Raw genomic sequence first — 25,431 nt, forward strand, 5'->3', positions numbered from 1 at the left:
GATCAGTGCAGGCTGTCGCCGGGCTCGATGTTCAATTGTTCGAGCCAGGCAGCCTTGCACTCTTCAGCCTCGTCGCGACTGGCGAAGGCCGTACCGCGACGCTCACCATTGAGCAAGACAACCCAGCACACGCTACGCCCCATTGCACGTAAACCGGCCGGCACCCCGCTGCCGATCATCACTGCCACATCCACCCTGCACTGCATGTGCCCTCCGAAATGATTAGCTACCTAACTAAGTCGTCAGGTTAAAGCTTTCCATCCAGAGGAAACAGCAACCGCCGTGCACAGATTCATTGCGTCAACAGTAACAATCTCAACGCGGATTCTCCGGTTTATAACCCAGACGCAATCCGCCCCAATGCCGGCCCCTGATCATGATCGGCACCGATAAGTCATGCATAAGCTCGCCCGTGTCGCGGGTGTAAGTCTGCAATAGCACCGGTTGCTGATGGCTGCCACAGCGGATGCCAGTGCGGTCGGCAAATTTGCGTTTGGTGCGATTGTTTACCGTGTCGACCTGCACGTCACCGGTCAACGGCTGACTGAATGCCTGATTATGCGTCGGCACATAACCCTGCTGCGTGCAGGCAATCGCGAATACCAGCCCCTCGTGACGCAACAACAGCGGCTCTTGAATCGTCGGCAACACTTGATCGGTATAGCGATCAAAGCGGGTCTGATACTTGGCTGGCTCGGTATCGGGAATCGGCTGGTAGGTGCGATCGAACAAGTCTTCGATACTGATCCGGCCCTGCTCGACATCCGCTTCGAAGCGCGCCGCGATCTGGCTTGCACCTTCGCGGGCCAGGTCGTAGATACGCTGGTGGTAGTCATCCAGACCGACTTCGGCCAGCCGCTCGCTGATGGTTTCCGCCTGTCCCTCCATTTGCACCGCCGCATCGGCGAGACGGCGGGTCTGTTGATCGCTGATCGCCAGGTCGCTGCGCATTTGCTCGATCGCAGTAAACAAGGCATCAAGCTGTTCACGATTGGTTTGCGCCCCACGGGCGATTTCGCTGACCTGGGTTTCTACGCCAGCGGCCAGGCGCGCGATGTTGTCCAGATGCTGGCCGGTGTGCTCGACCTGTTCGACGCCGGTCTGCAGGTCGCTCGACAACTCGCGAATCTGCCCCACCACCTGGGCCGTACGCTGCTGAATGTCAGCGACCATCTGACCAACCTCGCCCGTTGCCGCCGCCGTGCGCGCGGCCAATCCACGCACTTCATCGGCGACCACGGCGAAACCGCGACCATGCTCGCCGGCCCGCGCAGCTTCAATCGCTGCATTCAAGGCCAGCAAATTGGTCTGGCTAGCAATCGACTGGATCACCAGCGTCACGCGCTGAATGTCGTCACTGCGCACACTCAAGGCTTCGATCATCTCGCGACTGGCATTGGCGCGCTGACTGAGTTGCTGCATGCGCGAAATTGAATCAAGCAATTCACTGCGCCCTGCCGCGCTGCTGTGATGCGCTTCGCTGGCGGCATCGAGCGCCTCCCCGCTGAGCTGTGAAGTAGCCTGTTCGGTGGCGATCATCACTTCGGCGTTGCTGACGATCTGTGCCGCCGCGTCGAGTTGCGATTCAAGTTTGCTTGCGAGCGCCTTCACCGAAAATGCGACGCCGGCTGCAGATAGTGCGTTGTGACTGGTGGTGTAGGAAAGATCGCGGGTCAGTGCGGACAATGCGCTCGCACCATCGACCGCAACAGCGGCAGGAGCGGTGCGCGACCGCAGGCGCGGCAGCCAGACAATCAGCACCGCCAGCGGCATGCCAAGGTACAGCGACCAGTCGGCCATGGCCATGCCGGCCAGCAACAGCATCAGGGCGATGCTTTGCAGGGTCGGCGCGATCCAGCGGTTTTTCGGCAAAAGCACTGGTGCAGGCAGCGCCGCAACCAGAGATCCATCTCTCGTCATCTTCATCACCCCACGTTTGTTCTCATTGTTGTACCCGCATTAAACGCCACTACAACGCCATTATCCATGGTCCGTTAGTCGTGGGGTCTGTGGCAGGTCAATGGAACCGCTTGGGAAAAGTGCAGACGAGCAAAAGCAAAGATCGCAGCCTGCCGCAGCTCTTATTGGAGCTGCCGAAGGCTGCGATCTTTTGCAGGCGCCCCCCGTTCAGGGGGCGGCCACGGAATCAGGCCTGACGCTGGTGCTTGTCGATCTGCTCGTGACGTTCTTGAGCTTCGATGCAGTACTTGGTGGTCGGGCTGATCAGCAGGCGCTTCAGGCCAATGGCCTCGCCGCTGTCGTCGCACCAGCCAAAGCTGTCGTCCTTGATGCGCTCAAGGGCTTGTTCCAGTTGCGGCAGCATGCGCTGGTCGCGATCGATCGCGTTGACCAGCCAAGTGCGCTCTTCTTCAACCGAAGCCGCGTCCGCCGGGTCGGCCGGGGTGTCCAGGCTTTCGATGGCGATACGATTTTGCTCAATGCGCTCGTGGGTTTCGACTTTCATGTTCTGCAACAGCTCAGTGAAGAAAGCGTGTTGCTCTGCATTCATGTAGTCATCTGCCGGCATGGCCAGCAACTTGTCCTTTGTCATTGATATCTCTATAAAAAAACGTGCATTAAGGCGAATAAGGGAGCGTTTCGGCGAACCGTGTCGGGCCGTCGAAAAGGCATCGTTTTATTGCAAACGCCACCCGGCACTCAATTTACGAGGGGCGGCAGTCTAAGGCCCGATCAAGACCTCAGCAACTGTAAATACAGGGAATTTGTCCGACAGGACCTGGAAACTGCTCTGACACAGGCTTCACACGGCCATCGGAGTGCGTTTATAGCAAGAAATTCAGTCGAGCGGCTGTATATAGAAGACAAACGGCTAACCATCCCGCCACGGACAGCGAAAATTATTCTCGCAAGGTGCATCGTTTCAGCCCGGTAGAGCCCGCACAGCCCTTCTATTATCAGGCTTACCGCGTGATCAACCCGCCCGAAGGATGCCTTATGCCCCGCCCCGATCTGCCGGCCGCCGACAAAATTTCGCTCGCCAGCCCCCGATCACTGCCGAGCGTCTGCTGCAAACGATTAGCGACGAATATGACGCCCTTCCGCGCCAGCTCAAACGCATCGCCAGTTACGTTAGCCAGCAAAGCGAGCGGATCATGGTCGAGCGCATCAGCGACATCGCTCGTGAGTGCCAAGTGCAGCCGTCCGCCATTGTGCGTTTTTCGCAACGCTTCGGTTTCAGCGGCTTCAGCGAAATGCAGGCGCTGTTCCGCCAGGCCTGGACGCACAAAGCCACGCCCGTGCAAAACTATCAGCTCGCCATCAGCTTCGTGCCCTACGCCAGGGAAACCCAGCATTGTCTGCGTTTCGCCCGGCAGCAAAACGCCAACGCCCTGATCATCACCGACAGTCCTCTCTCACCGCTGGCGAAACTCGCCGACAGCGTGTTGTTGGTCGATGAAGGCAGCGCGCTGGCCTTTCGTTCGCTGAGTGCAACGCTATGTTTATGTCAGGCGCTATTTGTGGCGGTGGCGTATCGGTTGGGACTGAACGTCGATGAGATTCACGAGCAGCCCGGATTCGACGACTGACAATTGCCTCAGGCTCGGCTAGGTTATGCGTTCCCACCGGTTCGACTTGAAGGAACGCGTCATGAAACTGATCGGCATGCTCGACTCCCCTTACGTACGCCGCGTGGCAATTTCTGCCAAATGCCTGGGGATCACCCTTGAACACGAGTCAGTCTCGGTGTTCCGCCACTTCGAGCAATTCCAGCACATCAACCCGGTGGTCAAGGCGCCAACGCTGATCCTCGACGACGGTCTGGTGTTGATGGACTCGACGCTGATTCTCGACTACCTCGAAAGCGCATCCGGTAAAAGCCTTCTGCCGAAAGAATTGCCTCAGCGCGCCCAGGCCCTGCGCCTGATCGGCCTGAGCCTTGCCGCCTGCGAAAAAGCCGTGCAGCTGTATTACGAACGCCACCTGCGCCCGGCCGAGATTCAATATCAACCTTGGGTTGAACGCGTTGAAGGTCAACTCGCCGCCGCGTTTACCGCTCTGGAAAAAGAACTCGAGCTTCGTGAATTACCCGTCGACGGCTCGCTCGCCCAGGATGGCATCAGCCTGGCCGTTGCCTGGAGCTTCACCGGCCTCGTCGTGCCCGATCAGATTGACGCCGCGCGCTACCCGCGCATTGCCCAATACACCGCGTACGCAGAAGGCACCGACGCCTTCATCAGCACACCGATGAACTGACCATGAGCACCACCAACAGCGCCGCCCCGGCGTTAAAGGAAATCTTCAACGCCGAGCGTTTGCAGCACATTGCTGATGAAATGAGCGTCGTGTACCCGGCATTCGAAGCCCAGGCTTTTCTCAAGCATGCCAACCATGGGCTGGCCGAGCTGTCGGTGATGCAACGCATGGCCCGCGTCGCCGAAAGCCTGCATGCCGTGCTGCCGCTGAATTATGAAGATACGCTCGAGGTATTACGTGAACTTGCCCCTCGTCTGAACAGCGGCTTCGTCAGTATGTGCCTGCCGCACTACGTCGCGAGCTACGGCGCCCACGCGTTCGACACCTCAATGGACGCGCTGAAGTACTTCACCACCTTCGGCTCATCCGAGTTTGCCATCCGCCACTTTCTGCGCGCCGACCTTGAACGCTCGCTGGAACGGATGCATGACTGGACTCGCGACGAAAACCACCACGTAAGAAGATTAGCCAGCGAAGGCAGCCGCCCTCGCCTGCCTTGGTCGTTTCGGTTGGAAGCGGTGCAGGCGGATCCTCACTTGGCCGCCGGGATACTGGATCGGTTGAAGGCAGACGAGAGTTTGTACGTGCGCAAGTCTGTGGCGAATCATTTAAATGACGTGACCAAGGTGCATCCGAAGTGGGTGTTGGACACGATTGAAGGTTGGTCGTTGGAGAACAGGCACACGGCCTGGATTGCCAGGCATGCGTTGCGGAGTTTGATCAAACAGGGGGATTTGCGGGCGTTGACGGTGATTGGCGCGGGCGCGAAGGCTGAGGTTGAGTTGTTGGACGTGAAGGTTGAGCCGGCGGTGGTGAGGTTGGGTGAGGCTATTACTTTGTCGTTTACGGTGAAGTCCACGGTGGCGCATGAGCAGCGGCTGGTGATTGATTACGCGATTGACTATGTGAAGGCGAATGGCGGGGTTTCGAGGAAGGTTTTCAAGTTGAAGACGTTGGAATTAGTGGGGTTCGGGGCTGAGGTGGTGCGGCGGAATCAGGTGATCAAGGATTTTACAACCCGCAAGCATTTTGCCGGACGGCATGGGGTTCAGGTAATGGTTAATGGAGAGGTGTTGGGTAGTGCGGGGTTTGAGGTTTTGATTTGAGGAGTGTTTATTGACCCAAAGGGTCGATAGTGGATCAGTGCACTGGCGGCCGTGCTTCGATATTGAGCGCGGCAGCACAATGGACGACTTACGGCTTCAGCGGGTTACCAACTGCCGTATGGGATGCCGAATTTCTCGATGTACCGTTTGGACTTTTCGCTTACGGGATATGCGTAGCGCCCTTGAGTTTTTCCCTGACTTGGCCCCAACGGTTCAATTTCGGCCTGCGCTTTCGCCACTTCGACCGGATGGTGGCATGAATCCCTTACCCAAACCTGGATAGCCCCGCCGGGAGCTAAACCCAGATAGACCGAAGATATATAGGTAGCTGTCTGGTCTGGAGTTTTCGCGCAGCGTTGGTTAACCGATGTCAGCATCAATTGTCGGGCTTCTTCGGGTATGTCCACCCATGCGCGATAGGTCTGAGGCTCTACGATGGACTGCCAGCGAACGAAAATTCGTTTTGGGAGATCAGCGCCTACCACCGCTTTTGCGGATGCGCCCACTCCGTCCCAACCTCGGGCCGATTCGGTGCCGTCTTCTGGCTGTCCGCCCGATGCGGATCCACCACCAGTGCGCAGAAATGTTTTTCCCTTTATATCTTCCACAGCAGTGTCTTCAACCCAGACTTTCATGTAGTTGGGTTCGGTGAAACCGAGTTCCCACCATGGGGATTTAGGGTCGTTTTTTGCCGACAGCGGGTCGGCATTGCAGCCAGCCACAACGAGCAAGCACAGCAGTGCTGTAAATAACTTCATTACCAAAGCGTCCAGTCAGGTACGTGTGGGTGCTTTACTCGGATTGCGTCTTCCGTGGGGGCGTTGATGTAAACAGCTCTAATCCCACTTCCATCTCTCCTGCCAAGCGGATGGTTCCAGTTGGCGGACGTGTGAATGTACTTGAGTTTGAGCATTTGCTCTTCCTCTGGCGTGGTGCTGTAGTCACCGGAGACAAAACGATCACACATGGGCTGAAGTTCTTCAGGAACGATGAAGTCTGGCGTCTCGGGAATGTCTTCGAAGCGAACGCCTTTGGCTTTGGCGAGTTGATGCATCACACGCAGGCTCACTCTCGACAGTAATCCACTCACCGGGCGCTTGAGTTGGACGGCCGCATAGACTCGCTTAACTCGAGGACTCAGTCGATCCTGTGGGCTGATCGGTAGCAGTAACGGTGGTGGCGTAACGATCTCGAGATTTTCAAGCGGCCAACCTTTGGCTAGCCATTGATCTCTCACATTGATCGCATCCTGGTAGATCGATGTGGTAGCGACGTCAGTATAAGTACCGACCTCTAGCGTCTGCATTGGGCTAACGAGAACACACTCTTCAGCGTTCTCAAGGTAACCTCCACCCACATCCGAATGCACACCCGGCAAGACGATTTCCGGATGATCCATCGCTACTCGATTGAGAGCGAAGTTAGCCCTGCATTCATCCCGCGCAGCCAACTGCACAACGTCGGTGAAATAACGTCGGTCGAGATAGAGTTTGACCCCCGTTGCGACTGCGCTTTTGATGTTGCCCAGATTGGACCATCCAGCAATCGACGGTACCGTGTCGAACAACCCAATGAAGCCGACGTTGATGTCGCTGTGATACTGATCAACAAAGGTCGAACTGAGAGCATCGGACATACTGCGGAGAATGTCACCCAAAGGCCCTTGTTTGCCACGCACGATCTCGTTGGCGAAATGTCTGGCGGCTGCGGCACCACGACTGAAGCCAAACGTGTCGAACGTCAAAGAAGCAATTTCACTTCCAGGATTTTTGTCCAATACCTCAGTGATACGCTGCTCGATCACTGCGAAAGAGGATTGCACTCGCCCTGCAACGCCGGTTTCGCCACGTCCTGTACCGGCGCCGAACTTACTGTCTTCTTCACCCGAACGGGTACCTATGCCTTCGACGTAGACCATACCGAAAGCTTTCTTTCGTGGCCCCTCTCCCTCAGCGAGTCGCGTCGCCCCATACAGTTCGCTCAGCTTTTTCACATTGCTGACATCGTTACCATAACTACTGTCCGGGTCACTCATGTAAGGCTGGCAGCTGGCGGGAATATCCTCAGGCGCAATCGGATGCTGAGCGCCACACAACAACCCAGCAGCAGAGTTGTTCGCATTATTCCCAGTACCATCAAAGAAAACCCCAATCCTCAACGCAATGCCGATTTTTTCAGGTTCGCGCGCAGGTTCTTTCCCGTACTTCTCATATTCCGCCCAACGCTCGGCATGAATATCGACGGGCTTGGCTTCTTCGTAACGATAATTTTTCGGGGGGTTGGGTACGTAGCCACTCATCCGTGATTCCTGGTTCTGATCCTTGAGAACGGCCCGAAGGGTGACAGCCGAGACTGGGAGACGCAAGCTGTGGCCGTGTGCCAGCCAGGGTGTGCCCCCTCGTCGGGGTGGGGGGTAGCTGGCGATTTCGCCGAACACATTCGCCACCAACGAAGGTCGCGGCCATACGCGGGTGGGTAGACCTGTAACTAGGCCCCCCCACGCTAAGGTGTACTGCGCATGAGGGGTGACTGGGCGGACGCTTTCGCGAGCAAGCTCGCTCCCACAGTTGTTTTGTCTGGTTTAGATAGAGGGTGATTGGGCTGGCGTCATCGCGAGCAGGCTCACTCCTACAGGTTTGCGTCTGGCTTTGGATCAGGCGTCTTGTCGTTGGATACGGAATACGAGGCTTGGGGCTTTGCCGGGGACGTCGTCGAGATCGCCGAAGCGGTGCATGCCGATCTTTTCCAGTACGCGAATCGAGGCGACATGGTCGGGTCTGACCAGCCCGAATACTTCAGGTAAACCGAGGTAGTGGAACGCGTGGGTCAGCGCGGTTTGGGCGGCTTCTGTCGCGTAGCCGTGGCCCCAGGCTTCGACGGCGAAGCGGTAGCCGAGGTTGATAACCGGTTTGCCCAAATAGTCATGGGCAGCGATGCCGGCGAATCCGAGGATGTTGTCGGGGGCCTGGGTGCTGCTGATTGCCCACCATCCGTAGCCGTGGGTTGTCCAGTGTTGCAACCAGCGATCAAGCAGGGCCTCGGCCTGGGCGATGTCGGTCATTGGACCAGCGGGGTTGAACTGGTTGGTTTTCGGGTCGCCGAAAATAGCGAAAACGGTGGGCAGGTCTGCTGGTTGTGGGCGTCTGTAGATCAGGCGCGGTGGCATATCTGACATGATCAAAACCTTTGAAATGTGGCAAAACCGGGCTCGAGCACGAATTAGCAATCCAGCCCCTCGTCGCACATCAGCGCTCCGAATCGATGTTGAACCACGGCCTAAGATGCCCCACAAGTCTGTCTTCGGCGAAGAAACGTTCAGCCACTGCGTTATCTGGAAAGTCATCGCACCAGGAAAACCCGACATTGTCATTTATCAACGTCAGGGGTGCAGCTTCCGTAGGAAATACGTGCTCGATGCCAAATCGCAATTGGCAGGAGGTTGTTCGAGGCTTGGCCTTATTGTTTCGGGTTAACGGTGGGTGCGCGCGGCCAGCGGTGCCGGGTAAAAGGTGCTCTCTCAGCCGACGTTTCAAATTGGTCCCCTTGCCTACGTACAAACACGGGTACGGTGCGTCTGCCGGCCACCAATCGTGGTAAAGCACATCGACATCAGAACCTCCGGGGCCCTTCAAAATAATATGCCGATTTGCGCTCATCAGTCGCTCACGGCATCCCACCCACCAGAATGCGTAAACTCCGGCATTCGGCGGTACGGTGACAGCGTGATGTCTGGAAACCAGATGTTCGATCCGGTGTACCGCCTGTGCGCTGAGCATCTGGTCAACGAGTGACTGCCATGCCGCATGCACTTCTTTTGCTCGCGGTCGGTCTTTCAGAGTGTCCATTCTTGTTCGCTATGTTGATGAATCATTTGAAGCGCCGTGCTCAGCGCGATAGAAAGCAGGAGGCCGGGCCTTTCACTTTTTTGTCTTCGTTCATGCTGTAGGCCAGTAGATGATCAATGTACCGACGATAGGTACAAGGACGAGCGCGCCCTTTGGCCCTAAAAAAAATGCCGTGGTTTTGATCAGCTCAGCGGACAGTCCCATCATCAAACCCAAGAGTGAAAGGAAGCCCAGATTTTGTGAAAGAGCAGGTTTGGCCGGCGCGACCGTCAGGTCGGAATATGCCGACAGTTCCCGGAGTTTGGCTGCCCTGTAGCCTTCATCCTTTACAATCTGCAAAAAGAACGCATAGCAAAGAATGTTTTCTTGTTCGCTCCAAGGTTGCTGGTCAATGGCATGTTCAGCGAACTGAAGTGGATAAACCGTGCGAAGGGCGTGGAGTCGAGTCAAGAACAGTCCGCCCGTCCACAATCCAAGAAAAACATACGAGATCGGAACGAGTAACGGGTACTTGATCCCGAAACCGGCCATGACAACCAAGGGAAATGTTGACACGGCGACCGCCCACATCGGCCATAACCGGCGTGCATTCTTCCACGTGAACAGCAATTTGTTTGGCTGTCTGCGGCTGCGTTTGTACAGCGCCGTCAAATCCACCCATTCCTTGAATTTCATGCCAACACACATCCTTGAGCTTGCCCGTCACACGGTGATGCGCCGGTATCCTAGGTGAATCGGCCAGCATTTGCAGCCGGCCTTGTCATGTTGCGAAAGCGCTACTCAGATCGACCGCTGATTCACCCGCGCCATCAACTGTTCAGCACTTTCCTTGCGCTCGGAATAGCGATCGACCAGATGCGCCTGCTGCCCTCGCAGCAGCACGGTGAATTTCACCAATTCCTCCATCACATCCACCACGCGGTCGTAGAACGGCGAGGGTTTCATCCGCCCCGCTTCGTCGAATTCCATGTAGGCCTTGGGTACGGAGGACTGGTTGGGGATGGTGAACATGCGCATCCAGCGGCCGAGGACGCGTAGTTGGTTGACCACGTTGAACGATTGCGAGCCGCCGCAGACTTGCATCACCGCGAGGGTTTTGCCTTGAGTCGGGCGGACGGCGCCCAATTCAAGGGGGATCCAGTCGATCTGCGCTTTGAAAACGGCGGACATGGCGCCGTGGCGTTCCGGCGAGCACCAGACCTGGCCTTCTGACCACAGCACCAGATCGCGCAGTTCCTGGACCTTCGGGTGGTCGACCGGGACGTCATCGGGCAGTGGCAGGCCGGACGGATTGAAGATGCGGGTTTCGGCGCCGAAATGTTCGAGCAGGCGTGCGGCCTCCTCGACCAGCAAGCGGCTGAAGGAGCGTTCACGGGTCGAGCCGTAGAGCAAGAGGATGCGCGGCTTGTGTTCGCCCATTAACGATGGCTTGTCCGCGTCGAACAAGGTTGCGTCGAGGTTGGGCAGATGGTCTGACATGGGGCCTCCTTAAAGCGTACCGATACGGTCGAGTTCGGCCTTCAGTTGTTCGCGACTGAGCGAGTGAAACGGCAGATCGAGGAAGGCCTGACAGCGTTCGCCGATGCGCATCAGAGTGGCCTGGAATGCCGCGTCGATTGCAGCTTCGTCGCCCTGCACTTCGGACGGATCTTCCAGTCCCCAGTGCGCTTTCAATGCCGGGCCGAAATATACCGGGCAGGTTTCCCCGGCGGCTTTGTCGCAGACGGTGATGACAATATCCGGTGGATCGTTTTCGAAAGCGTCGTTGCCTTTGCTGTGCAACCCGTCGGTGGCGATACCGTACTTTTGCAAAGTCGTCAGGCTGCGTGGCAGCACCTGGCCTTTGGGAAAACTGCCGGCACTCACCGCTGTGAAGCTGCCGGTCGCCAAATGATTGAACATGCCTTCGGAAAGAATGCTGCGGCAGCTGTTGGCCGTGCACATGAACAGGACTCGCATCGATGCGCTCCGTAAAAAATGAAAGTTCAGCAACAAACGCGTTCCCGCACGGGGCGGCCATCCATATGTTGCAGGCGCGCGGCGTTGTCCTTGAGCCAATCGGCATTGGCCTTCGCGGTCACCTGAAGGATTTCGCCGATCCATGCCGGCAGCTCCGGGTTCAGCCGGTAATAGACCCACTGGCCCTGACGACGGTCGAGCAGCAAACCATTACTGCGCAGTTGCGCCAGATGGCGGCTGATTTTCGGCTGGCTGTCTCCGAGCGCACACATCAGCTCGCAGACGCAGAGTTCACCTTGATCGGCGATGAGCAGAATGGCACGGACGCGGGTCTCGTCAGCGAGGCTTTTGAAGACTTCGGTGGGGGTGATCATGGTGATCGGCTCGCCATATGCGGGAAACCGAATATACGGATATCCATATACTTATCAACTTGAAATGCGATCCCTTGTAAGAGTGAGCCTGCTCGCGATAGCGCTGTATGAGTCAAAGTTTGCTTCACAGACACACCGCTATCGCGAGCAGGCTCACTCCTACAGGAGATTTGTGTGATGCAGGACTAACCGCGCAATAGACCCTGCTCTGCTTCGCACAATCCCACTACATAATCCCAGACCACCCGCAGCCGCACCGATTTGTGCAACTCCCGCCGCGTGCTGATCCAGTAGCTGCGTTCGATGCTTTCATCCGGCAGCAGCGCCACCAGTTCAGGGTCGGAAGCGGCCATGTAACACGGCAGCACCGCGATACCCAATCCCGAGCGCGCCGCCTCCTGTTGAGCAATGACACTGGTGCTGTGAAATACCACACGCGGGCTGCGGCAGAAGCTGTTGAGGAACATCAGTTCCTGACTGAATAACAGATCATCGACGTAGCCGATCCACGAATGTCGACCCAAATCTTCGCGGCTTTGCAGTGGCGGCGCTTTGTCGAGGTAGCTTTGGCTGGCGTACAGCGCGAGTCGATAGTCAGTGAGCTTGCGCGTGACCAGCATGTCAGCGGACGGTCGTTCGAGGTGGATGCTGATTTCCGCTTCGCGGTTGAGGATGCTGACAAAGCGCGGTACCGCGACCAATTCCACTTCCAGACCGGGATAGCGTTCGAACAGACCGATCATGCGACTGGCGAGAAACTTGATGCCGAGGCCTTCGGTGACGCCGACGCGGATCTTGCCCAGCGGCGCCGTGGACTGGGTGATTTCTTCCTGCGCCAGCAGCGCGACGTTTTCCATCGCTTCGGCGTGTTTGAGCAGCGCCTCCCCCGCCGGGGTCATTTCATAGCCTTGGGCATGCTGAACGAACAGTGCGGTACCGAGGCTTTTCTCGATCGATTCGATATGCCGTGCCACGGTGGCGTGGGTGGTGTTGAGCCGGCGCGCGGCGGTGAGCAAGCGGCCGCTGCGTTGCAGTTCAAGAAAAAAGCGCAGGTCGTTCCAGTCGAACATGGCGGGTCCTTGTCGGCTATCGTCGCTAAACGCTGTTTGAAAACGCACAGCGGCTGCGCAAAAACTAACATTCTTTTAACGAAAGCTAACAACTAGAGTGTCCGACAATAAAAACAAAAAGTGAGGTCAGGGCATGTACACGTCCCTGGATGAATTCGACTACATCGTGGTCGGCGCCGGCCCCGCCGGATGCTTGCTGGCCAACCGGCTATCCGCAGACCCTCAGCATCGGGTATTGCTGCTCGAAGCCGGCGGACGCGACAACTACGCCTGGATTCACATTCCTGTGGGTTACCTGTTCTGCATCGGTAACCCGCGCACCGACTGGTGCTTCAAAACCGAAGAACAACCGGGTCTCAATGGCCGCGCATTGAGTTATCCGCGCGGCAAGGTGCTGGGCGGTTGCTCTTCAATCAACGGCATGATCTACATGCGCGGTCAGGCTGACGATTACGATGGCTGGGCGGCGGCGGGTAATCCGGGCTGGGCCTGGAAGGATGTGCTGCCGCTGTTCAAACAGAGCGAAAACCACTTTGCCGGCGGCGCTGAATTTCACGGCGATCAGGGTGAATGGCGGGTCGAGCAACAGCGCCTGTCGTGGCCGATTCTCGATGCTTTTCGCAGCGCTGCCGAGCAAAGCGGCATCGCCAGCATCGACGACTTCAACCAGGGCGACAACGAAGGCTGCGGCTACTTTCAGGTCAACCAGAAAGCCGGGGTGCGCTGGAACGCAGCGAAAGCGTTTTTGAAACCGCTCCGAGGCCGGGCGAACCTGACCGTGTTGACCGGCGTGGAGGTTGATCGTGTCTTGCTGGAAAACGGCCGCGCGGCGAAAGTCAGCGCGCGGCATGAAGGCCAGATCAAGCAGTTCAAGGCGCGCAAGGAAATTGTTCTGTGCGCCGGCTCGGTCGGCTCGCCGAGCATCTTGCAGCGTTCCGGGATCGGTCCGCGGCCGCTGCTCGATCGTTTGGGTATCGGCGTAATTCATGAGCTGCCGGGGGTTGGCGGCAACCTCCAGGATCACCTGCAACTGCGCCTGATCTACAAGCTGGAAAACGCCCGCACCCTGAACCAGATCGCCGGCAGCGTGTGGGGCAAGATGGGCATGGGCCTGCGTTATCTGTACGACCGCAGCGGCCCGCTGTCGATGGCGCCGAGTCAGTTGGGCGCGTTTGCGCGATCCGGTCCCGAGCAAACCTCGGCGAACCTGCAATATCACGTGCAGCCGTTATCGCTGGAGCGTTTTGGTGAACCGCTGCACAGCTTCCCGGCGTTCACCGCGTCGGTGTGCGACCTGCGCCCGCAGAGCCGGGGGCGCATCGAGATTCGCTCGGCCGATCCGCAAGCGGCGCCGCTGATTCAGCCCAATTACCTCAGCCATCCGCAAGACCTGCGTGTCGCCGCCGATGCGATTCGCCTGACCCGACGCATCGTCAGCGCCCCTGCCCTGCAAGCGTTCAAACCGGTGGAATACCTGCCCGGCGCCGACCTGCAAAGCGAAGAACAACTGCACGAAGCGGCGGCGAAAATCGGCACGACGATTTTCCATCCGGTCGGCACTTGCCGCATGGGCAACGACGGTGACGCGGTGGTCGATGCGCAACTGCGCGTGCACGGCGTGCCGGGGTTGCGCGTTGCCGATGCGTCGATCATGCCAAGAATTACCTCGGGCAACACGTGTTCGCCTACGCTGATGATTGCCGAGAAGGCGGCACAACTGATTTTGTCCAGATCTGCAAATATTTCCCCTGTGGGAGCGAGCCTGCTCGCGAATGCGGTAGCCCATTCAACATAGTCGTTGAATGACACGACGCCTTCGCGAGCAGGCTCACTCCTACAAGGGATATGCGTTCGATTCATGGACACCGAACACCAGTGGAACAACAAAAACAATCACTGTGAGGGATACCGATATGTCAGACCACGCTCAGCCGCTGGACGCTGCGGGCAGCGCCGAGACCAGCAACGCAACGCAGAAAGTCATCTTCGCTTCATCACTCGGGACAGTGTTCGAGTGGTATGACTTCTTCCTTTACGGCGCCCTCGCGGCGGTGATCAGCAAGCAGTTTTTCGCCGGGGTCAACGACACCACGGCGTTCATCTTCGCGCTGATGGCGTTCGCCGCCGGCTTCATCGTGCGGCCGTTCGGCGCACTGGTGTTCGGCCGCCTGGGCGACATGATCGGGCGCAAATACACCTTTCTGGCGACGATCATTCTGATGGGCGTGGCAACGTTCTGCGTGGGCCTGCTGCCGACATACGCCAGCATCGGCATCGCCGCACCGATCATTCTGGTGGTGCTGCGCATGCTTCAGGGCCTGGCTTTAGGCGGTGAATATGGCGGCGCTGCGACCTACGTGGCCGAACACGCGCCGATCGGCAAACGCGGTTTCCACACCAGTTGGATTCAATCCACCGCAACCCTCGGCCTGCTGTTGTCGCTGCTGGTAGTGCTCGGCTGCCGCTACTTCACCGGCGACCAGTTTGAAGTCTGGGGCTGGCGCATTCCGTTCCTGCTGTCGATCGTCCTGCTGGGTATTTCCACCTGGATTCGCCTGAGCCTGCACGAGTCGCCGGCCTACCTGAAAATGAAGGAAGAAGGCAAAACCTCGAAGGCGCCGATCCGCGAATCCTTCGGCAAATGGGAGAACCTCAAAGTCGTGCTGATCGCGCTGTTCAGCATCAATGCCGGGCAAGCAGTGACCTTCTACGCCGCGCAGTTCTACGTGCTGTTCTTCCTCACCCAGTTCCTGAAAATGGACCCGGCGGTGGCCAACAGTCTGTTGATCATCAGCGTGGTGATCGGCGCGCCGTTCTTCATCTTTTTCGGCTGGCTGTCGGACAAGGTCGGGCGCAAACCGGTGCTGATGCTCGGCCTGTTGCTGGCCACCGCGCTGTACTTCCCGATCTTCAAATCCCTGGCCCATTACGCCAACCCGGCGATCGATCAGGCCAGCCGTCAGGCACCGATCACCGTCCTCGCTGATCCGGCCACTTGCACCTTCCAGTTCGATCCAGTGGGCAAGGCCAAATTCGACAGCCCGTGCGACAAGGTCAAGACCTTCCTGGTCAAACAAGGCCTGCCCTACACCAGCGTCGCTGCGCCTGCCGGTAGCGCCGTGCAAGTGAGTGTCGGCGACGTGAAACTGGATGGTTTCGATGAGGCGGCACTGCGCGGCGCGATCACCCTCGCCGGCTACCCGCAACAAGCTGACATGCAGCAGATCAACAAACCGATGATCGTCGCCCTGATCGTGGCGCTGATCATCATCTCGGCCATGTGCTACGGCCCGCTGGCGGCGCTGATGGTCGAACTGTTCCCGACACGCATTCGCTACACCTCCATGTCGCTGCCGTATCACATCGGCAACGGCTGGTTTGGTGGGTTCCTGCCGACCGTGTCGTTTGCGCTGGTGGTGTACACCGGGGACATTTTCTATGGGCTGTGGTATCCGGTGCTGATCACCGGAGTGAGTCTGGTGGTGGGAATGATCTGCTTGCGTGAGACCAAGAATATCGATCTCGACAAGAACTGATAAACGCGCTGACAGCGATGGCGAGGGAAGTGATTCTCTCGCCATTTTTTGCTTCAGGCGTCCGCTTTGATCACCTCGAATTTCACTTGATCCGGATAAAACGCCACGTAGTCGCGGATCGATGCGACTGAAACCTTTGGATTCTCGTAAGTCCATACCGCGTTCGCGCCCTCATGACCGGGCACCTGAAGGCTGAAGTAATTGGCGTCGCCCTTGTATGGGCAATAGCTGGTGTGGTCGGTGCGGGCGAAATATTTCTCGTCGATGTCTTCGCGGGGAATGTAGTAGACCGGCGGGTAGTTGGCCTCCTGGAGGATCAGCGCGTGGGAGGACGCGGCGACCTGGATGCCGTGGAATTTCACCAGCAGGCAGCCCGGCAGTTGTTCGAGGCTGATTACGGGACTGGGGCTTTTCATGAGGTTCTCCTGAACACAGCGAAGAGACCGGATCAGGTATAGCTGATGGGCCGGGGCCCGGCTGGCCGTGCAGCCGAACGGTACAAACTTTCAGCAACGCTTTATCTGTATATCCATACAGATAAAAGTTGCCGCGGCCGCAAACTCCGGCCATCCTGTGCCCACTCCACACACCAACCAGCGATGGCAGACATGCGGCTGTACCTCTGTGAAAAACCTTCCCAGGCCAAAGACATTGCGGCCGTGCTCGGCGCCAGGCGTCGTGGCGACGGCTGCTGGCTGGGGACAGACGTCACAGTGACCTGGTGCATCGGGCACTTGCTCGAAACCGCGCCGCCGGACGCCTACGACGCGCGCTACAAACGCTGGGTGCTGGCCGATCTGCCGATCATTCCGGACAAGTGGAAAATGACCGTCAAGCCGCGCACTGCCAGCCAGTACAAAGCGGTAAAGCGCCTGCTCGGCGAAGCCAGCGAACTGATCATTGCCACCGACGCTGACCGTGAGGGCGAGATGATCGCCCGGGAACTGGTCGAACACTGCCGCTATCGCGGGCCGATCCGCCGCTTGTGGCTGTCGGCACTCGACGAGGCGTCGATTCGCAAGGCGCTGGCAGCGCTGAAGCCGGGAGCCGAAACGTTCAGCCTGTATCACTCGGCGTTGGGCCGTTCGCGGGCGGACTGGTTGATCGGCATGAACATGAGTCGACTGTTCACCTTGCTGGGCCGTCAATCCGGTTATCAGGGCGTGTTGCCGGTAGGACGAGTACAGACGCCGACCCTGCGACTGGTGGTCGACCGCGACCGCAGCATCGCCGATTTCGTCCCCGTACCGTTCTGGGCAATCGACGTGGAGCTGCTGCACGACGGCACGGCGTTTACCGCGCAATGGCGCGCGCCATCGGACGTTTGTGATGATCAGGATCGCTGCCTGAATCAGACGTTGGCGCAGCAAGCGGCAGCGGCGCTCAGCAGTGCCGCGAGCGCCCAAGTGATCAAGCTGAAAACCGAGCGCATGCGCGAAGTGGCGCCCCTGCCCTTCGATCTTGGCACCTTGCAGGAAGTCTGCTCGAAAAAACTTGGCCTTGGCGCGCAGGAAACCCTCGACATCGCCCAGGCGCTCTACGAAACCCACAAAGTCATCACCTACCCGCGCAGTGATTGCGGCTTTCTGCCGTTGAGCCAACACAGTGAGGCGCCATCGATCCTCACAGCGTTGCGTCAAGCCGATCCGAGCCTCGACGCTTTGCAGGGTTATCTCGAACCGCAACGGCGCTCGCGGGCGTGGAATGACGCCAAGGTCAGCGCTCACCACGGCATCATCCCCACCATCGCCGCAAAGAACCTCGAACGCCTGACCGGCAAGCATCGCGCGGTCTACACGCTGATTCGCGCGCGCTACCTTGCGCAGTTTCTGCCCAACCACGAATACGATCGCACCCAGGCCGATTTCGATTGCAACGGGCAAGCATTACGCGCGGTGGGCAAGCAGATCATCGAACCGGGCTGGAAGCGCGCATTGCCCGAAGCCCTTGCCCCGGCCAAGGGCCGCGAAGCGCCCGCGCCGCAAACCTTGCCGGCACTGAGCCAGGGCGTCGAATGCGCGGTGTCGCGGGTAAATCTCAAGGATCTGTGGACGCAACCGCCCAAACCCTACACCGAAGGCGATCTGATCAAAGCGATGAAGAACGTCGCCAAACTGGTCGAGGATCCGCTGCTCAAACAGAAACTCAAGGACACCACCGGCATCGGCACCGAAGCCACCCGCGCGTCGATCATCCAAGGCTTGCTTGATCGCGGATATCTGGTGAAGAACGGCAAGGCACTGGCGGCGACGCCTGCCGCTTTCAGCTTGATCGATGCCGTGCCACGCGCAATCGCCGACCCCGGCACCACAGCGATCTGGGAGCAGGCGCTCGACATGGTGCAAAGCGGTGAGATGAGCCTGGAAGAATTCGTCACCAAACAGGCTGCGTGGATGAGCAAGCAAGTCAACCGCTGCTCTGCCCTCAGCCTGACCATCAGCGGCCCGCCTCCCGCCGGCAAAGCCGCTGCGCCGTGGAAGAAAAAACGCAAGTCGACGGCCAGCAAAACCGCCGTTACGCGCAAACGCACAGCGCGTCCGGCGACTCGCTAAATCCCTCGCGGTTCCCTTCTCTGCGTTGCTGAAGCAGATCTTTTCTCATGCCAAAACGGCTTTGTCCGACAATATGTAGTGCTTGAAAATAATCACTACAAAAGCGTTGACGGCATCGTTTTGCTTTTGCATGATGAAGACGTTCCCCGATCGGGAACACTGGTAACACGCTTGAGCAAACTCGTCTGACCGCCGAGTTGTTTTTTCCGGATACACGCTGCCCACAAGGCAGATTGAAGAAGCTGACCTGGCCTGAACGTCCAGTACAAGGACGAGAAGCGCTGGCGAAAATTCTCAAGATGCTTGTGGCCGACACTGGATATGTCGGCAAGGAGCCTCCCGGTTTTCGCTGCTTCTCCTCGTTGTGACGCTATTGCGTAGCAGTTATTCAACACGACTACATGCAACAGATGCATGACCCCGTACTTCATACGGGCGAGCGCTGACGTCCTGGTTTCGGTGCCAGGGATCAACTAACCGATGGGCTACCTGTATTAGCGAATCAACTTTGAAAGATCACCAGACTGGTCAAGGGGCATAACAATGAATCTGAACAATCAACCCACCATCGAAGAACTGGCTCGTATGTTCGCGGCGCAGAAAGACAGCCACGACAGCCATATTCTCTGGATCAGCAAATCGGGCCAGGTGCACATCGACTGCCTGTCGCCCCACGCTGGCGAAGAAGAATTCGACCGCAACCATCAGAACCTGCTGGCCCGCCTGAAGATGTACCGCCGCGGCCATGGTTATGTCGGCAAGAAGGCTGCGGCCGACAAGGACTTCATTGGCAATGTGCTGCAGACGCTGAAACAGGCGTGGGACTCGATGCAGAACAAGAATGAAGTTCGGGTGATTGATCGGTTTTATTGAGTTAATGATTGTTAATAAAGGCCTGCGCCATTTGGAGCAGGCCTTTTTTATTCGCTCGACTTATGCGGCGTGAGTGAAACCTTAGCCCCTCACCCCAGCCCTCTCCCAAAGGGAGAGGGAGCCGACCGAGTTGTCTCAGGCCATCCGTCGACCTGAAAGACCGTGGCGATTATGAGCTCAACGAAGCTCGTTCAGGTCTGCGTAATTTGGCCAAACACCCCGGTCAGCCCCCTCTCCCTCTGGGAGAGAGTTAAGGTGAGGGGCTTTTCATGCCGAGCACCAATTCCACAAACGCCAGCGCCGCCGCACTGTGGTAATTATTCCTGCGCCGCAACAACGCCGCGCCCCGCTGTGGCGCCTCCCCGTAGACACGCAACCGGCGCAATGACCGGTCTTCGCTGGCAATCGGCTCAGGCAGCATTGTTGCCAGCGGGGAATGCCGCACCACTTCCAGCAACGTACTCACCGAGTTCACTGCAATCCGCACCTGCGGCGTAATCCCGTGCTCACGAAAATACTCATCCACCAATAACCGCGTAATGAAGCCCGGCGCCAGCAGGGCGAAATCCAGTGAAGCCAATTCCGCCGGCGTCAACACCGAAGGGCTGCCATAGAGCGGATGCCCAAGCCCGACCATGATCCCCAGCGTCTCGGTAAACGCCGGTATGCATTCAATCTCGGCATTGCGCACCGGCGTAAACGCGATCGCGACATCCAGCGAATCATCCGCCAGCCCGGCCTCGATGTCGTCCATCGACAATTCGAAGATTTCCAGATGAATCCCGGGAAACCGTGCCCTGTAATCACGCACCAACGGCCCGACCAGATACGCCATGAACGTCGGCGTCATCGCCAGGCGCAGGGTTCCGCGCGACAAATCCTTCACATCGTGCAAGGCGCGCTGTCCGGCCTCCAGCTCCACCAGCACGCGCCGTGCGCATTCAATGTAAGCCCCGCCTGCATCCGTCGGCTTCACCGTGCGTGAGGTGCGATCGAACAGGCTCACGCCGAGGGTCTCTTCCAGTTGCCGGATCTGTTGCGACAGGGTCGGCTGCGACACGTGCAGTGCTTCGGCGGCGCGGGTGAAGCCACCGTGATCGGCAACGGCGAGCAAATAACGCAAATGTCGCAACAGCATGAGGACACCATCTATAGGCAGGGCTTATGCGAAGCATTGTATATCGGTCTTGGACGCTATGGATGGCCCGGCGCAAGATTGCTCCCACACAAGCAATTCAACCCTTGAAAGGAGTGACACCATGCAACAATCCCACGCCTACAACGACAGCAGCCTGGCCCTTACTACCCGAGTGCTCGACGCGAAGGCGGAAAAAGATCTGTCGTGGCAGGATCTCGCCGACGACACCGGCCTCAGCCTGGCTTATGTCACCGCCGCCCTGCTCGGCCAGCATCCTCTGCCAGAAAACGCTGCTCAAGTGGTCGGCGACAAGCTTGATCTGAGCGCCGATGACGTCGCCGCACTGCAGATCATTCCTCTGCGTGGCAGCCTCAGCGGCGTGCCCACCGACCCAACCATCTACCGTTTTTACGAGATGATCCAGATCTACGGCACCACGCTCAAGGCGTTGGTGCATGAGCAGTTCGGTGACGGCATCATCAGCGCGATCAACTTCAAACTGGACATCAAAAAAGTCGAAGACCCGGAAGGCGGCTCCCGCGCCGTGGTCACCCTCGACGGCAAGTTCCTGCCGCTGCGCCCGTTCTGATACGCCCGGCCCGCGCCTTGCGTGCGGGCCAGCCGATTTCTGCAAAGAGGACACGCCCATGAAAGCCCTGATCGATGGCTTCCTGAAATTCCAGAACGAAGCCTTCCCGCAACGCAGTGAACTGTTCAAACATCTGGCCACTACTCAGCAACCCGGCACGCTGTTCATCACCTGTTCCGACAGCCGTGTGGTGCCCGAGCTGCTGACCCAGCAAGAACCCGGCGAGCTGTTCGTGATCCGCAACGCCGGCAATATCGTGCCGTCCTACAGCCCGCATCCGGGTGGTGTCTCAGCGACCGTGGAATATGCGGTAGCGGTGTTGGGTGTGAGCGATATCGTGATTTGCGGCCACTCCGATTGTGGTGCGATGACCGCGATTGCCCAGTGCAAATGCATGGATCACCTGCCCGCCGTCAGTGGCTGGCTGCAGCATGCCGAGTCGGCGAAGGTGATGAACGAAGCTCGCTCGCATGGCAGCGATGCGGCGAAGTTGAGCTCAATGGTGCGCGAGAACTTGATTGCGCAACTGGCCAATATCCAGACGCATCCAAGCGTGCGCCTGGCCCAGGAGCAAGGCCGACTGAATCTGCATGGTTGGGTGTATGACATCGAGAGCGGTTCGATCGACGCGCTCTCTTCTGATCGTCGTACCTTTGTGCCGCTGGCCGAGCGGCCTGAGACTTGCGCGATCAGCGCGCAAGCCAGCCACGCTGCCTGACTCCCCACCGTGATCGTTCCCACGCTCTGCGTGGGAATGCCTCTAGGGACGCTCTGCGTCCAGTGACGCGGAGCGTCACGGGCTGCATTCCCACGCGGAGCGTGGGAACGATCAACAGATCAGCGTTTTACCGTGAGATCTACCTGAGTCATTCGGCTGCGCACGGTGAACACGCCGTCACCGGAAAGAATCGCACTGCGCGCAAACAGGCGCCCGCTCTCCCAATTCGAAAGGCCCAGTTCCGGCTTGTTCAACGCGTACTGGCCATCGACCCAACGGGTGATGCCGTTGCCCACGAACGGCGCATTCACTGCGTTATAAAAGCGCTCTTGAACCGCCGCATCCTCGCTGATCAACGACACGGTGAATTGCGGGCTGTAACGGTTGAACAGCGTAATCGCCTGATCCAGATCATCGACAACCATCAGGCTGACTTCCGGGGTTTCTTCCCATTCCCACTCACGACCCAGATCCGCCTCGGGCAAGGATTCGGCCAGCGCCTCGGTCCGGTAACCCTCGGCGCGATACACCTCGACCGTTGCGTTCTGCCATTCGCTTGGCAGGCAACTTTCACTGCCTTCGACGATGTGCAATTTGCAGCCCTGGCCGCGCGCAATACCGGCGTCTTTCAAGGCATGGAGGAACAGCGGCACCAGTTCGGCGGCGCGTTCGCGCTGGATCAGGCAGACGTTCAGGGTATTGCAGACCTTGCGGTCCAGCGAGTTGCGCACCACTGCCGCAAAGCGTTTGGCGTCGGCGTCACGGTCGGCGATCAGCCACGCACCGCCGGTGCCGTGCAGGCTGACGGCGGTGCCGGCCTGCTGGGCGATGCTGCCCAACTGACTGACCGCACGGCCCGAACCCCGCGCCACCGCCAGCGACAGACGTCGATCGGCGAACATCGCCCAACCGGCGGCGTGATTGACGCTTTCGACCAACGACACCGCACCCACCGGCAAACCGGCTTCGGCCAGCGCCGGGTTCAAAGCGTGAGTGACGATGGCTTGCGCGGTGCCCAATGCGTCGCTGCCGATGCGCAGCACAGCGGTATTGCCGGTGCGCAATACCCCGGCAGCGTCAGCAAATACGTTGGGCCGGCCTTCGAAGACAAAGGCGACGATGCCCAGCGGCGAGACCACTTGCTCGACCTTCCAGCCGTCGTGCTCGACACTGCTGATCACTTTGCCCCGCGTCGGTGGCGCATCACGCCACGCCCGCAAGCCGGCGATCATGTCGCGGCGCATGCGTTCATCGGCGAGCAAGCGTGTGGTCGAGCGGCCGCGCGCCTTGGCCCGCTCGATGTCGGCGCGGTTGGCGGCTTCGATCTGCGTCCAGCACTGAGGATTTTCCAGGCGCTGGGCAAACAGGTCGAAGAACTGGCTGATGGCTTCATCGGACACGGCCGACAACGCGGTGAATGCCGCAGCCGCACGCTCGATTGCCACCGAGGCGGCCTGCTGATCGGCCACGGGGATCAGCAACAACTCGCCACTGACCTGCTCGACCAGCAAATGGTCACCGGGCTGAAACCGCGCAGCCAGTTCGGGGCTGACCACGGTGACGCGGTTACCAGCGAAAGGGATCGGCGTGCCAGCGACTAGACGTTCGAGCGCAAGAGACATGAAGCGGATTCACCATGCAGAGGGCGGCCGGAAAATGTATAGAACACGATCCTGCAAAGCAACACTGCACCCTGTGGGAGCGAGCCTGCTCGCGAAAGCGTCCGGTCAGACGACATCGATGCTGGATGTACCGGCCTCTTCGCGAGCAGGCTCGCTCCCACAATGGAAATCGTGGTGTGTGTTCAGAAGACGGACCAGCCAATCCTTGAGCTCAGCAACTCCAGCGCCGCCATGCCCGCCAGCGAGTTGCCGGCGGCGTTCAACTCCGGCGACCACACGCATACCGTAAATTGCCCCGGCACCACCGCGACGATCCCGCCACCCACCCCGCTCTTGCCCGGCAGACCGACGCGATAGGCGAAGTTGCCCGCTTCGTCATACAAACCGCTGGTGGCCATGATCGAGTTGACCTGCTGGGTCTGGCGGCGCGTGAGGATCTGCTCGCCGCTGTGTTTGCAGAAACCATCATTGGCCAGAAAGCAGAACGCCCGGGCCAGATCGATGCAGTTCATCCGCAACGCGCAATGGCTGAAATAGCTGCGCAACACCGCTTCGACATCGTTATGAAAATTGCCGAACGACTGCATCAGATAGGCCATCGCCGCATTGCGCGCACGGTGCTGGTATTCGGAGTCGGCGACCTTGCCGTCGATCATGATCTGCGGATTGCCCGACAGACGCCGGACGAAGTCACGCATCGACAGCGTCGGCGCGGCGAAGCGCGACTGGTTGATGTCGCAGATCACCAGCGCCCCGGCATTGATGAACGGATTGCGCGGCCGGCCGCGCTCGAATTCCAGTTGCACCAGCGAGTTGAACGGCTGGCCGGACGGCTCGTGGCCGAGCCGTTCCCAGATTGCTTCGCCGGAGTGATCGATGGCCTGGACCAGGCTGAACACTTTGGAAATGCTCTGCACCGAGAATGGCGTTTCGGCGTCGCCGGCAAAGTACATTTCACCGTCATTGCCGTACACGGCGATGCCCAATTGGTTGGCCGGCACCGTGCCGAGGGCGGGAATATAGTCAGCGACCTTGCCCTGCCCGATCAGGGGCCGGACCGCGTCAAGGATCTCGTTCAACAGCGCTTGCATGCCGGGTTCCGAAAGTCTCGCCCCATGGAATCGCGGGGACACTGGGGCTAGACGCTGCGCCCGCCGGTCGCATCACACCGGCAAGCGCTACGCAAAGTGTTCTAGGCTGAACCGGACCATTCAGACACAGGAGAGCACCATGCACCTCGAAGGCTCCTGCCATTGCGGCGAAGTCACGTTCAGCCTCGACAGCGCCCACCCCTACCCTTATCAACGCTGCTATTGCTCGATCTGCCGCAAGACCCAGGGCGGCGGCGGGTATGCGATCAACCTCGGCGGCGACGCGACCAGCCTCAAGGTTCGCGGGCGCAAAAACATCAGCATCTACCACGCAAAAATGAAAGCCGACGGCGATAAGCGCGCCCATCGCAGTAGCGCCGAACGCCACTTCTGCTCACTGTGCGGCAGCGGCCTGTGGCTGTTCAGCCCGGAGTGGCCGGAGCTGATTCATCCGTTCGCCTCGGCGATCGATACGCCGCTGCCGGTGCCGCCGGAACACACACACCTGATGCTGGGCTCGAAAGCGTCTTGGGTTGAAGTTGAGGCCAAGGCGAAGGATCAGCAGTTTGATGAATATCCTGAAGAGTCCATTGCTCAGTGGCATGAGCGGCTCGGTGTGACCCGCTGAACACCGGCCCTTGTAGGAGTGAGCCTGCTCGCGATAGCGTTGTGTCAGTCGACTCATCATTGAATGACCTAGCGCTATCGCGAGCAGGCTCACTCCTACAAGGGGCCGGCTCAGG

The 25,431-nt window shown here is 58.9% G+C and carries 26 protein-coding genes; 10 read left to right on the forward strand and 16 right to left on the reverse strand.

Annotation, left to right across the window (positions count from 1 at the left end; translation table 11 throughout):
• Positions 1-2: 2 nt before the first annotated feature.
• From J2Y90_RS21065 to J2Y90_RS21075, 3 genes are all read right to left on the reverse strand, one after another.
• Positions 3-206: a hypothetical protein gene (locus J2Y90_RS21065; protein WP_016775093.1), complete on the reverse strand. Its 204-nt coding sequence runs from the start codon at positions 204-206 to the stop codon at positions 3-5.
• Positions 207-315: 109 nt separating this feature from the next.
• Positions 316-1,926 (reverse strand): methyl-accepting chemotaxis protein, encoded by a 1,611-nt coding sequence (locus J2Y90_RS21070; RefSeq protein ID WP_437180696.1) that lies wholly within the window; start codon positions 1,924-1,926, stop codon positions 316-318.
• 220 nt (positions 1,927-2,146) lie between these two features.
• Complete coding sequence (locus J2Y90_RS21075; RefSeq protein ID WP_016775095.1) at positions 2,147-2,551, reverse strand: TraR/DksA family transcriptional regulator; 405 nt, start codon at positions 2,549-2,551, stop codon at positions 2,147-2,149.
• Positions 2,552-2,948: 397 nt separating this feature from the next.
• Between J2Y90_RS21075 and J2Y90_RS21080 the strand changes: the two genes are divergently transcribed.
• From J2Y90_RS21080 to J2Y90_RS21090, 3 genes are all read left to right on the forward strand, one after another.
• Positions 2,949-3,548, forward strand: coding sequence for a MurR/RpiR family transcriptional regulator (locus J2Y90_RS21080; protein ID WP_253502689.1), 600 nt, complete (start codon positions 2,949-2,951; stop codon positions 3,546-3,548).
• Positions 3,549-3,609: 61 nt separating this feature from the next.
• On the forward strand, positions 3,610-4,215 hold the full coding sequence (locus tag J2Y90_RS21085) for a glutathione S-transferase (protein WP_253502692.1): 606 nt from the start codon (positions 3,610-3,612) through the stop codon (positions 4,213-4,215).
• Positions 4,216-4,217: 2 nt separating this feature from the next.
• Positions 4,218-5,321, forward strand: coding sequence for a DNA alkylation repair protein (locus J2Y90_RS21090; protein WP_253502697.1), 1,104 nt, complete (start codon positions 4,218-4,220; stop codon positions 5,319-5,321).
• Positions 5,322-5,425: 104 nt separating this feature from the next.
• Here the strand turns inward: J2Y90_RS21090 and J2Y90_RS21095 are convergent, their stop codons facing one another.
• From J2Y90_RS21095 to J2Y90_RS21135, 9 genes are all read right to left on the reverse strand, one after another.
• Positions 5,426-6,079: a DUF2931 family protein gene (locus tag J2Y90_RS21095; protein WP_253502699.1), complete on the reverse strand. Its 654-nt coding sequence runs from the start codon at positions 6,077-6,079 to the stop codon at positions 5,426-5,428.
• The gene (locus tag J2Y90_RS21100; RefSeq protein WP_253502703.1) at positions 6,079-7,620 is read right to left on the reverse strand and encodes a T6SS phospholipase effector Tle1-like catalytic domain-containing protein; all 1,542 of its coding nucleotides are present in this window, start codon (positions 7,618-7,620) and stop codon (positions 6,079-6,081) included. Before J2Y90_RS21100 ends, J2Y90_RS21095 begins: the two co-directional genes overlap by 1 nt.
• Before the next feature lie 354 nt (positions 7,621-7,974).
• Entirely contained in the window at positions 7,975-8,496 is a 522-nt protein-coding gene (locus J2Y90_RS21105; protein ID WP_253502706.1) for a GNAT family N-acetyltransferase, read from the reverse strand.
• A gap of 70 nt (positions 8,497-8,566) precedes the next feature.
• The gene (locus J2Y90_RS21110) at positions 8,567-9,166 is read right to left on the reverse strand and encodes a GIY-YIG nuclease family protein (RefSeq protein ID WP_253502709.1); all 600 of its coding nucleotides are present in this window, start codon (positions 9,164-9,166) and stop codon (positions 8,567-8,569) included.
• Between the two features lie 90 nt (positions 9,167-9,256).
• The gene (locus J2Y90_RS21115) at positions 9,257-9,841 is read right to left on the reverse strand and encodes a hypothetical protein (protein WP_253502712.1); all 585 of its coding nucleotides are present in this window, start codon (positions 9,839-9,841) and stop codon (positions 9,257-9,259) included.
• Between the two features lie 105 nt (positions 9,842-9,946).
• Positions 9,947-10,645: an arsenical resistance protein ArsH gene (gene arsH / locus J2Y90_RS21120; RefSeq protein WP_253502715.1), complete on the reverse strand. Its 699-nt coding sequence runs from the start codon at positions 10,643-10,645 to the stop codon at positions 9,947-9,949.
• A 9-nt stretch (positions 10,646-10,654) separates the two neighbouring features.
• Positions 10,655-11,125 carry an arsenate reductase ArsC gene (locus tag J2Y90_RS21125; RefSeq protein ID WP_253502718.1) on the reverse strand — a complete coding sequence of 157 codons (471 nt, stop codon included), beginning with the start codon at positions 11,123-11,125 and terminating at the stop codon, positions 10,655-10,657.
• Positions 11,126-11,151: 26 nt separating this feature from the next.
• On the reverse strand, positions 11,152-11,499 hold the full coding sequence (locus J2Y90_RS21130; protein WP_253502720.1) for a metalloregulator ArsR/SmtB family transcription factor: 348 nt from the start codon (positions 11,497-11,499) through the stop codon (positions 11,152-11,154).
• Between the two features lie 185 nt (positions 11,500-11,684).
• Complete coding sequence (locus J2Y90_RS21135) at positions 11,685-12,569, reverse strand: LysR family transcriptional regulator (protein WP_253502723.1); 885 nt, start codon at positions 12,567-12,569, stop codon at positions 11,685-11,687.
• Between the two features lie 133 nt (positions 12,570-12,702).
• Here J2Y90_RS21135 and J2Y90_RS21140 point away from each other — a divergent pair, with 133 nt between their 5' ends.
• Positions 12,703-14,364, forward strand: a complete 1,662-nt coding sequence (locus tag J2Y90_RS21140) for a GMC family oxidoreductase (protein WP_253502726.1) — start codon at positions 12,703-12,705, stop codon at positions 14,362-14,364.
• 118 nt (positions 14,365-14,482) lie between these two features.
• The gene (locus J2Y90_RS21145) at positions 14,483-16,105 is read left to right on the forward strand and encodes an MFS transporter (protein ID WP_253502729.1); all 1,623 of its coding nucleotides are present in this window, start codon (positions 14,483-14,485) and stop codon (positions 16,103-16,105) included.
• 53 nt (positions 16,106-16,158) lie between these two features.
• On the opposite strand, the gene J2Y90_RS21150 is transcribed toward J2Y90_RS21145, so the two are convergent.
• Positions 16,159-16,521 (reverse strand): DUF427 domain-containing protein, encoded by a 363-nt coding sequence (locus J2Y90_RS21150; protein ID WP_253502732.1) that lies wholly within the window; start codon positions 16,519-16,521, stop codon positions 16,159-16,161.
• 192 nt (positions 16,522-16,713) lie between these two features.
• Between J2Y90_RS21150 and J2Y90_RS21155 the strand changes: the two genes are divergently transcribed.
• Entirely contained in the window at positions 16,714-18,657 is a 1,944-nt protein-coding gene (locus tag J2Y90_RS21155) for a DNA topoisomerase III (protein ID WP_253502735.1), read from the forward strand.
• Between the two features lie 543 nt (positions 18,658-19,200).
• Positions 19,201-19,530: a hypothetical protein gene (locus J2Y90_RS21160; protein ID WP_056789230.1), complete on the forward strand. Its 330-nt coding sequence runs from the start codon at positions 19,201-19,203 to the stop codon at positions 19,528-19,530.
• 250 nt (positions 19,531-19,780) lie between these two features.
• Here the strand turns inward: J2Y90_RS21160 and cynR are convergent, their stop codons facing one another.
• A complete protein-coding gene (gene cynR / locus J2Y90_RS21165; protein ID WP_253502737.1) occupies positions 19,781-20,668 on the reverse strand; it encodes a transcriptional regulator CynR in 888 nt (295 codons plus the stop codon).
• 121 nt (positions 20,669-20,789) lie between these two features.
• Between cynR and cynS the strand changes: the two genes are divergently transcribed.
• Positions 20,790-21,257, forward strand: a complete 468-nt coding sequence (gene cynS, locus J2Y90_RS21170) for a cyanase (protein WP_253502740.1) — start codon at positions 20,790-20,792, stop codon at positions 21,255-21,257.
• A gap of 58 nt (positions 21,258-21,315) precedes the next feature.
• Complete coding sequence (locus J2Y90_RS21175; RefSeq protein ID WP_253502742.1) at positions 21,316-21,975, forward strand: carbonic anhydrase; 660 nt, start codon at positions 21,316-21,318, stop codon at positions 21,973-21,975.
• Between the two features lie 119 nt (positions 21,976-22,094).
• On the opposite strand, the gene J2Y90_RS21180 is transcribed toward J2Y90_RS21175, so the two are convergent.
• A complete protein-coding gene (locus J2Y90_RS21180) occupies positions 22,095-23,597 on the reverse strand; it encodes an aldehyde dehydrogenase family protein (protein WP_253502745.1) in 1,503 nt (500 codons plus the stop codon).
• Between the two features lie 182 nt (positions 23,598-23,779).
• A complete protein-coding gene (gene glsB, locus J2Y90_RS21185) occupies positions 23,780-24,688 on the reverse strand; it encodes a glutaminase B (protein ID WP_042609378.1) in 909 nt (302 codons plus the stop codon).
• 139 nt (positions 24,689-24,827) lie between these two features.
• Here glsB and J2Y90_RS21190 point away from each other — a divergent pair, with 139 nt between their 5' ends.
• Complete coding sequence (locus tag J2Y90_RS21190; protein ID WP_253502748.1) at positions 24,828-25,316, forward strand: GFA family protein; 489 nt, start codon at positions 24,828-24,830, stop codon at positions 25,314-25,316.
• The last annotated feature ends 115 nt before the right edge of the window (positions 25,317-25,431 follow it).

It is taken from the genome of Pseudomonas koreensis, from assembly GCF_024169245.1.
In the GTDB taxonomy this organism is placed as follows: Bacteria; Pseudomonadota; Gammaproteobacteria; order Pseudomonadales; family Pseudomonadaceae; genus Aquipseudomonas; species Aquipseudomonas koreensis_F.

What these genes read in the sequence shown, in the direction of transcription:
- J2Y90_RS21175 (WP_253502742.1), top strand. Translation starts at nt 21,316, where the DNA reads ATGAAAGCCCTGATCGATGGCTTCCTGAAATTCCAGAACGAAGCCTTC.
- J2Y90_RS21075 (WP_016775095.1), bottom strand. Translation starts at nt 2,551, where the DNA reads ATGACAAAGGACAAGTTGCTGGCCATGCCGGCAGATGACTACATGAAT.
- J2Y90_RS21110 (WP_253502709.1), bottom strand. Translation starts at nt 9,166, where the DNA reads ATGGACACTCTGAAAGACCGACCGCGAGCAAAAGAAGTGCATGCGGCA.
- arsH (WP_253502715.1), bottom strand. Translation starts at nt 10,645, where the DNA reads ATGTCAGACCATCTGCCCAACCTCGACGCAACCTTGTTCGACGCGGAC.
- J2Y90_RS21190 (WP_253502748.1), top strand. Translation starts at nt 24,828, where the DNA reads ATGCACCTCGAAGGCTCCTGCCATTGCGGCGAAGTCACGTTCAGCCTC.
- J2Y90_RS21085 (WP_253502692.1), top strand. Translation starts at nt 3,610, where the DNA reads ATGAAACTGATCGGCATGCTCGACTCCCCTTACGTACGCCGCGTGGCA.
- J2Y90_RS21115 (WP_253502712.1), bottom strand. Translation starts at nt 9,841, where the DNA reads ATGAAATTCAAGGAATGGGTGGATTTGACGGCGCTGTACAAACGCAGC.
- J2Y90_RS21080 (WP_253502689.1), top strand. Translation starts at nt 2,949, where the DNA reads ATGCCTTATGCCCCGCCCCGATCTGCCGGCCGCCGACAAAATTTCGCT.
- J2Y90_RS21100 (WP_253502703.1), bottom strand. Translation starts at nt 7,620, where the DNA reads ATGAGTGGCTACGTACCCAACCCCCCGAAAAATTATCGTTACGAAGAA.
- J2Y90_RS21145 (WP_253502729.1), top strand. Translation starts at nt 14,483, where the DNA reads ATGTCAGACCACGCTCAGCCGCTGGACGCTGCGGGCAGCGCCGAGACC.
- J2Y90_RS21095 (WP_253502699.1), bottom strand. Translation starts at nt 6,079, where the DNA reads ATGAAGTTATTTACAGCACTGCTGTGCTTGCTCGTTGTGGCTGGCTGC.
- J2Y90_RS21155 (WP_253502735.1), top strand. Translation starts at nt 16,714, where the DNA reads ATGCGGCTGTACCTCTGTGAAAAACCTTCCCAGGCCAAAGACATTGCG.
- J2Y90_RS21070 (WP_437180696.1), bottom strand. Translation starts at nt 1,926, where the DNA reads ATGAAGATGACGAGAGATGGATCTCTGGTTGCGGCGCTGCCTGCACCA.
- J2Y90_RS21125 (WP_253502718.1), bottom strand. Translation starts at nt 11,125, where the DNA reads ATGCGAGTCCTGTTCATGTGCACGGCCAACAGCTGCCGCAGCATTCTT.
- J2Y90_RS21160 (WP_056789230.1), top strand. Translation starts at nt 19,201, where the DNA reads ATGAATCTGAACAATCAACCCACCATCGAAGAACTGGCTCGTATGTTC.
- glsB (WP_042609378.1), bottom strand. Translation starts at nt 24,688, where the DNA reads ATGCAAGCGCTGTTGAACGAGATCCTTGACGCGGTCCGGCCCCTGATC.
- J2Y90_RS21105 (WP_253502706.1), bottom strand. Translation starts at nt 8,496, where the DNA reads ATGTCAGATATGCCACCGCGCCTGATCTACAGACGCCCACAACCAGCA.
- J2Y90_RS21130 (WP_253502720.1), bottom strand. Translation starts at nt 11,499, where the DNA reads ATGATCACCCCCACCGAAGTCTTCAAAAGCCTCGCTGACGAGACCCGC.
- J2Y90_RS21150 (WP_253502732.1), bottom strand. Translation starts at nt 16,521, where the DNA reads ATGAAAAGCCCCAGTCCCGTAATCAGCCTCGAACAACTGCCGGGCTGC.
- J2Y90_RS21135 (WP_253502723.1), bottom strand. Translation starts at nt 12,569, where the DNA reads ATGTTCGACTGGAACGACCTGCGCTTTTTTCTTGAACTGCAACGCAGC.
- cynS (WP_253502740.1), top strand. Translation starts at nt 20,790, where the DNA reads ATGCAACAATCCCACGCCTACAACGACAGCAGCCTGGCCCTTACTACC.
- J2Y90_RS21090 (WP_253502697.1), top strand. Translation starts at nt 4,218, where the DNA reads ATGAGCACCACCAACAGCGCCGCCCCGGCGTTAAAGGAAATCTTCAAC.
- J2Y90_RS21180 (WP_253502745.1), bottom strand. Translation starts at nt 23,597, where the DNA reads ATGTCTCTTGCGCTCGAACGTCTAGTCGCTGGCACGCCGATCCCTTTC.
- cynR (WP_253502737.1), bottom strand. Translation starts at nt 20,668, where the DNA reads ATGCTGTTGCGACATTTGCGTTATTTGCTCGCCGTTGCCGATCACGGT.
- J2Y90_RS21065 (WP_016775093.1), bottom strand. Translation starts at nt 206, where the DNA reads ATGCAGTGCAGGGTGGATGTGGCAGTGATGATCGGCAGCGGGGTGCCG.
- J2Y90_RS21140 (WP_253502726.1), top strand. Translation starts at nt 12,703, where the DNA reads ATGTACACGTCCCTGGATGAATTCGACTACATCGTGGTCGGCGCCGGC.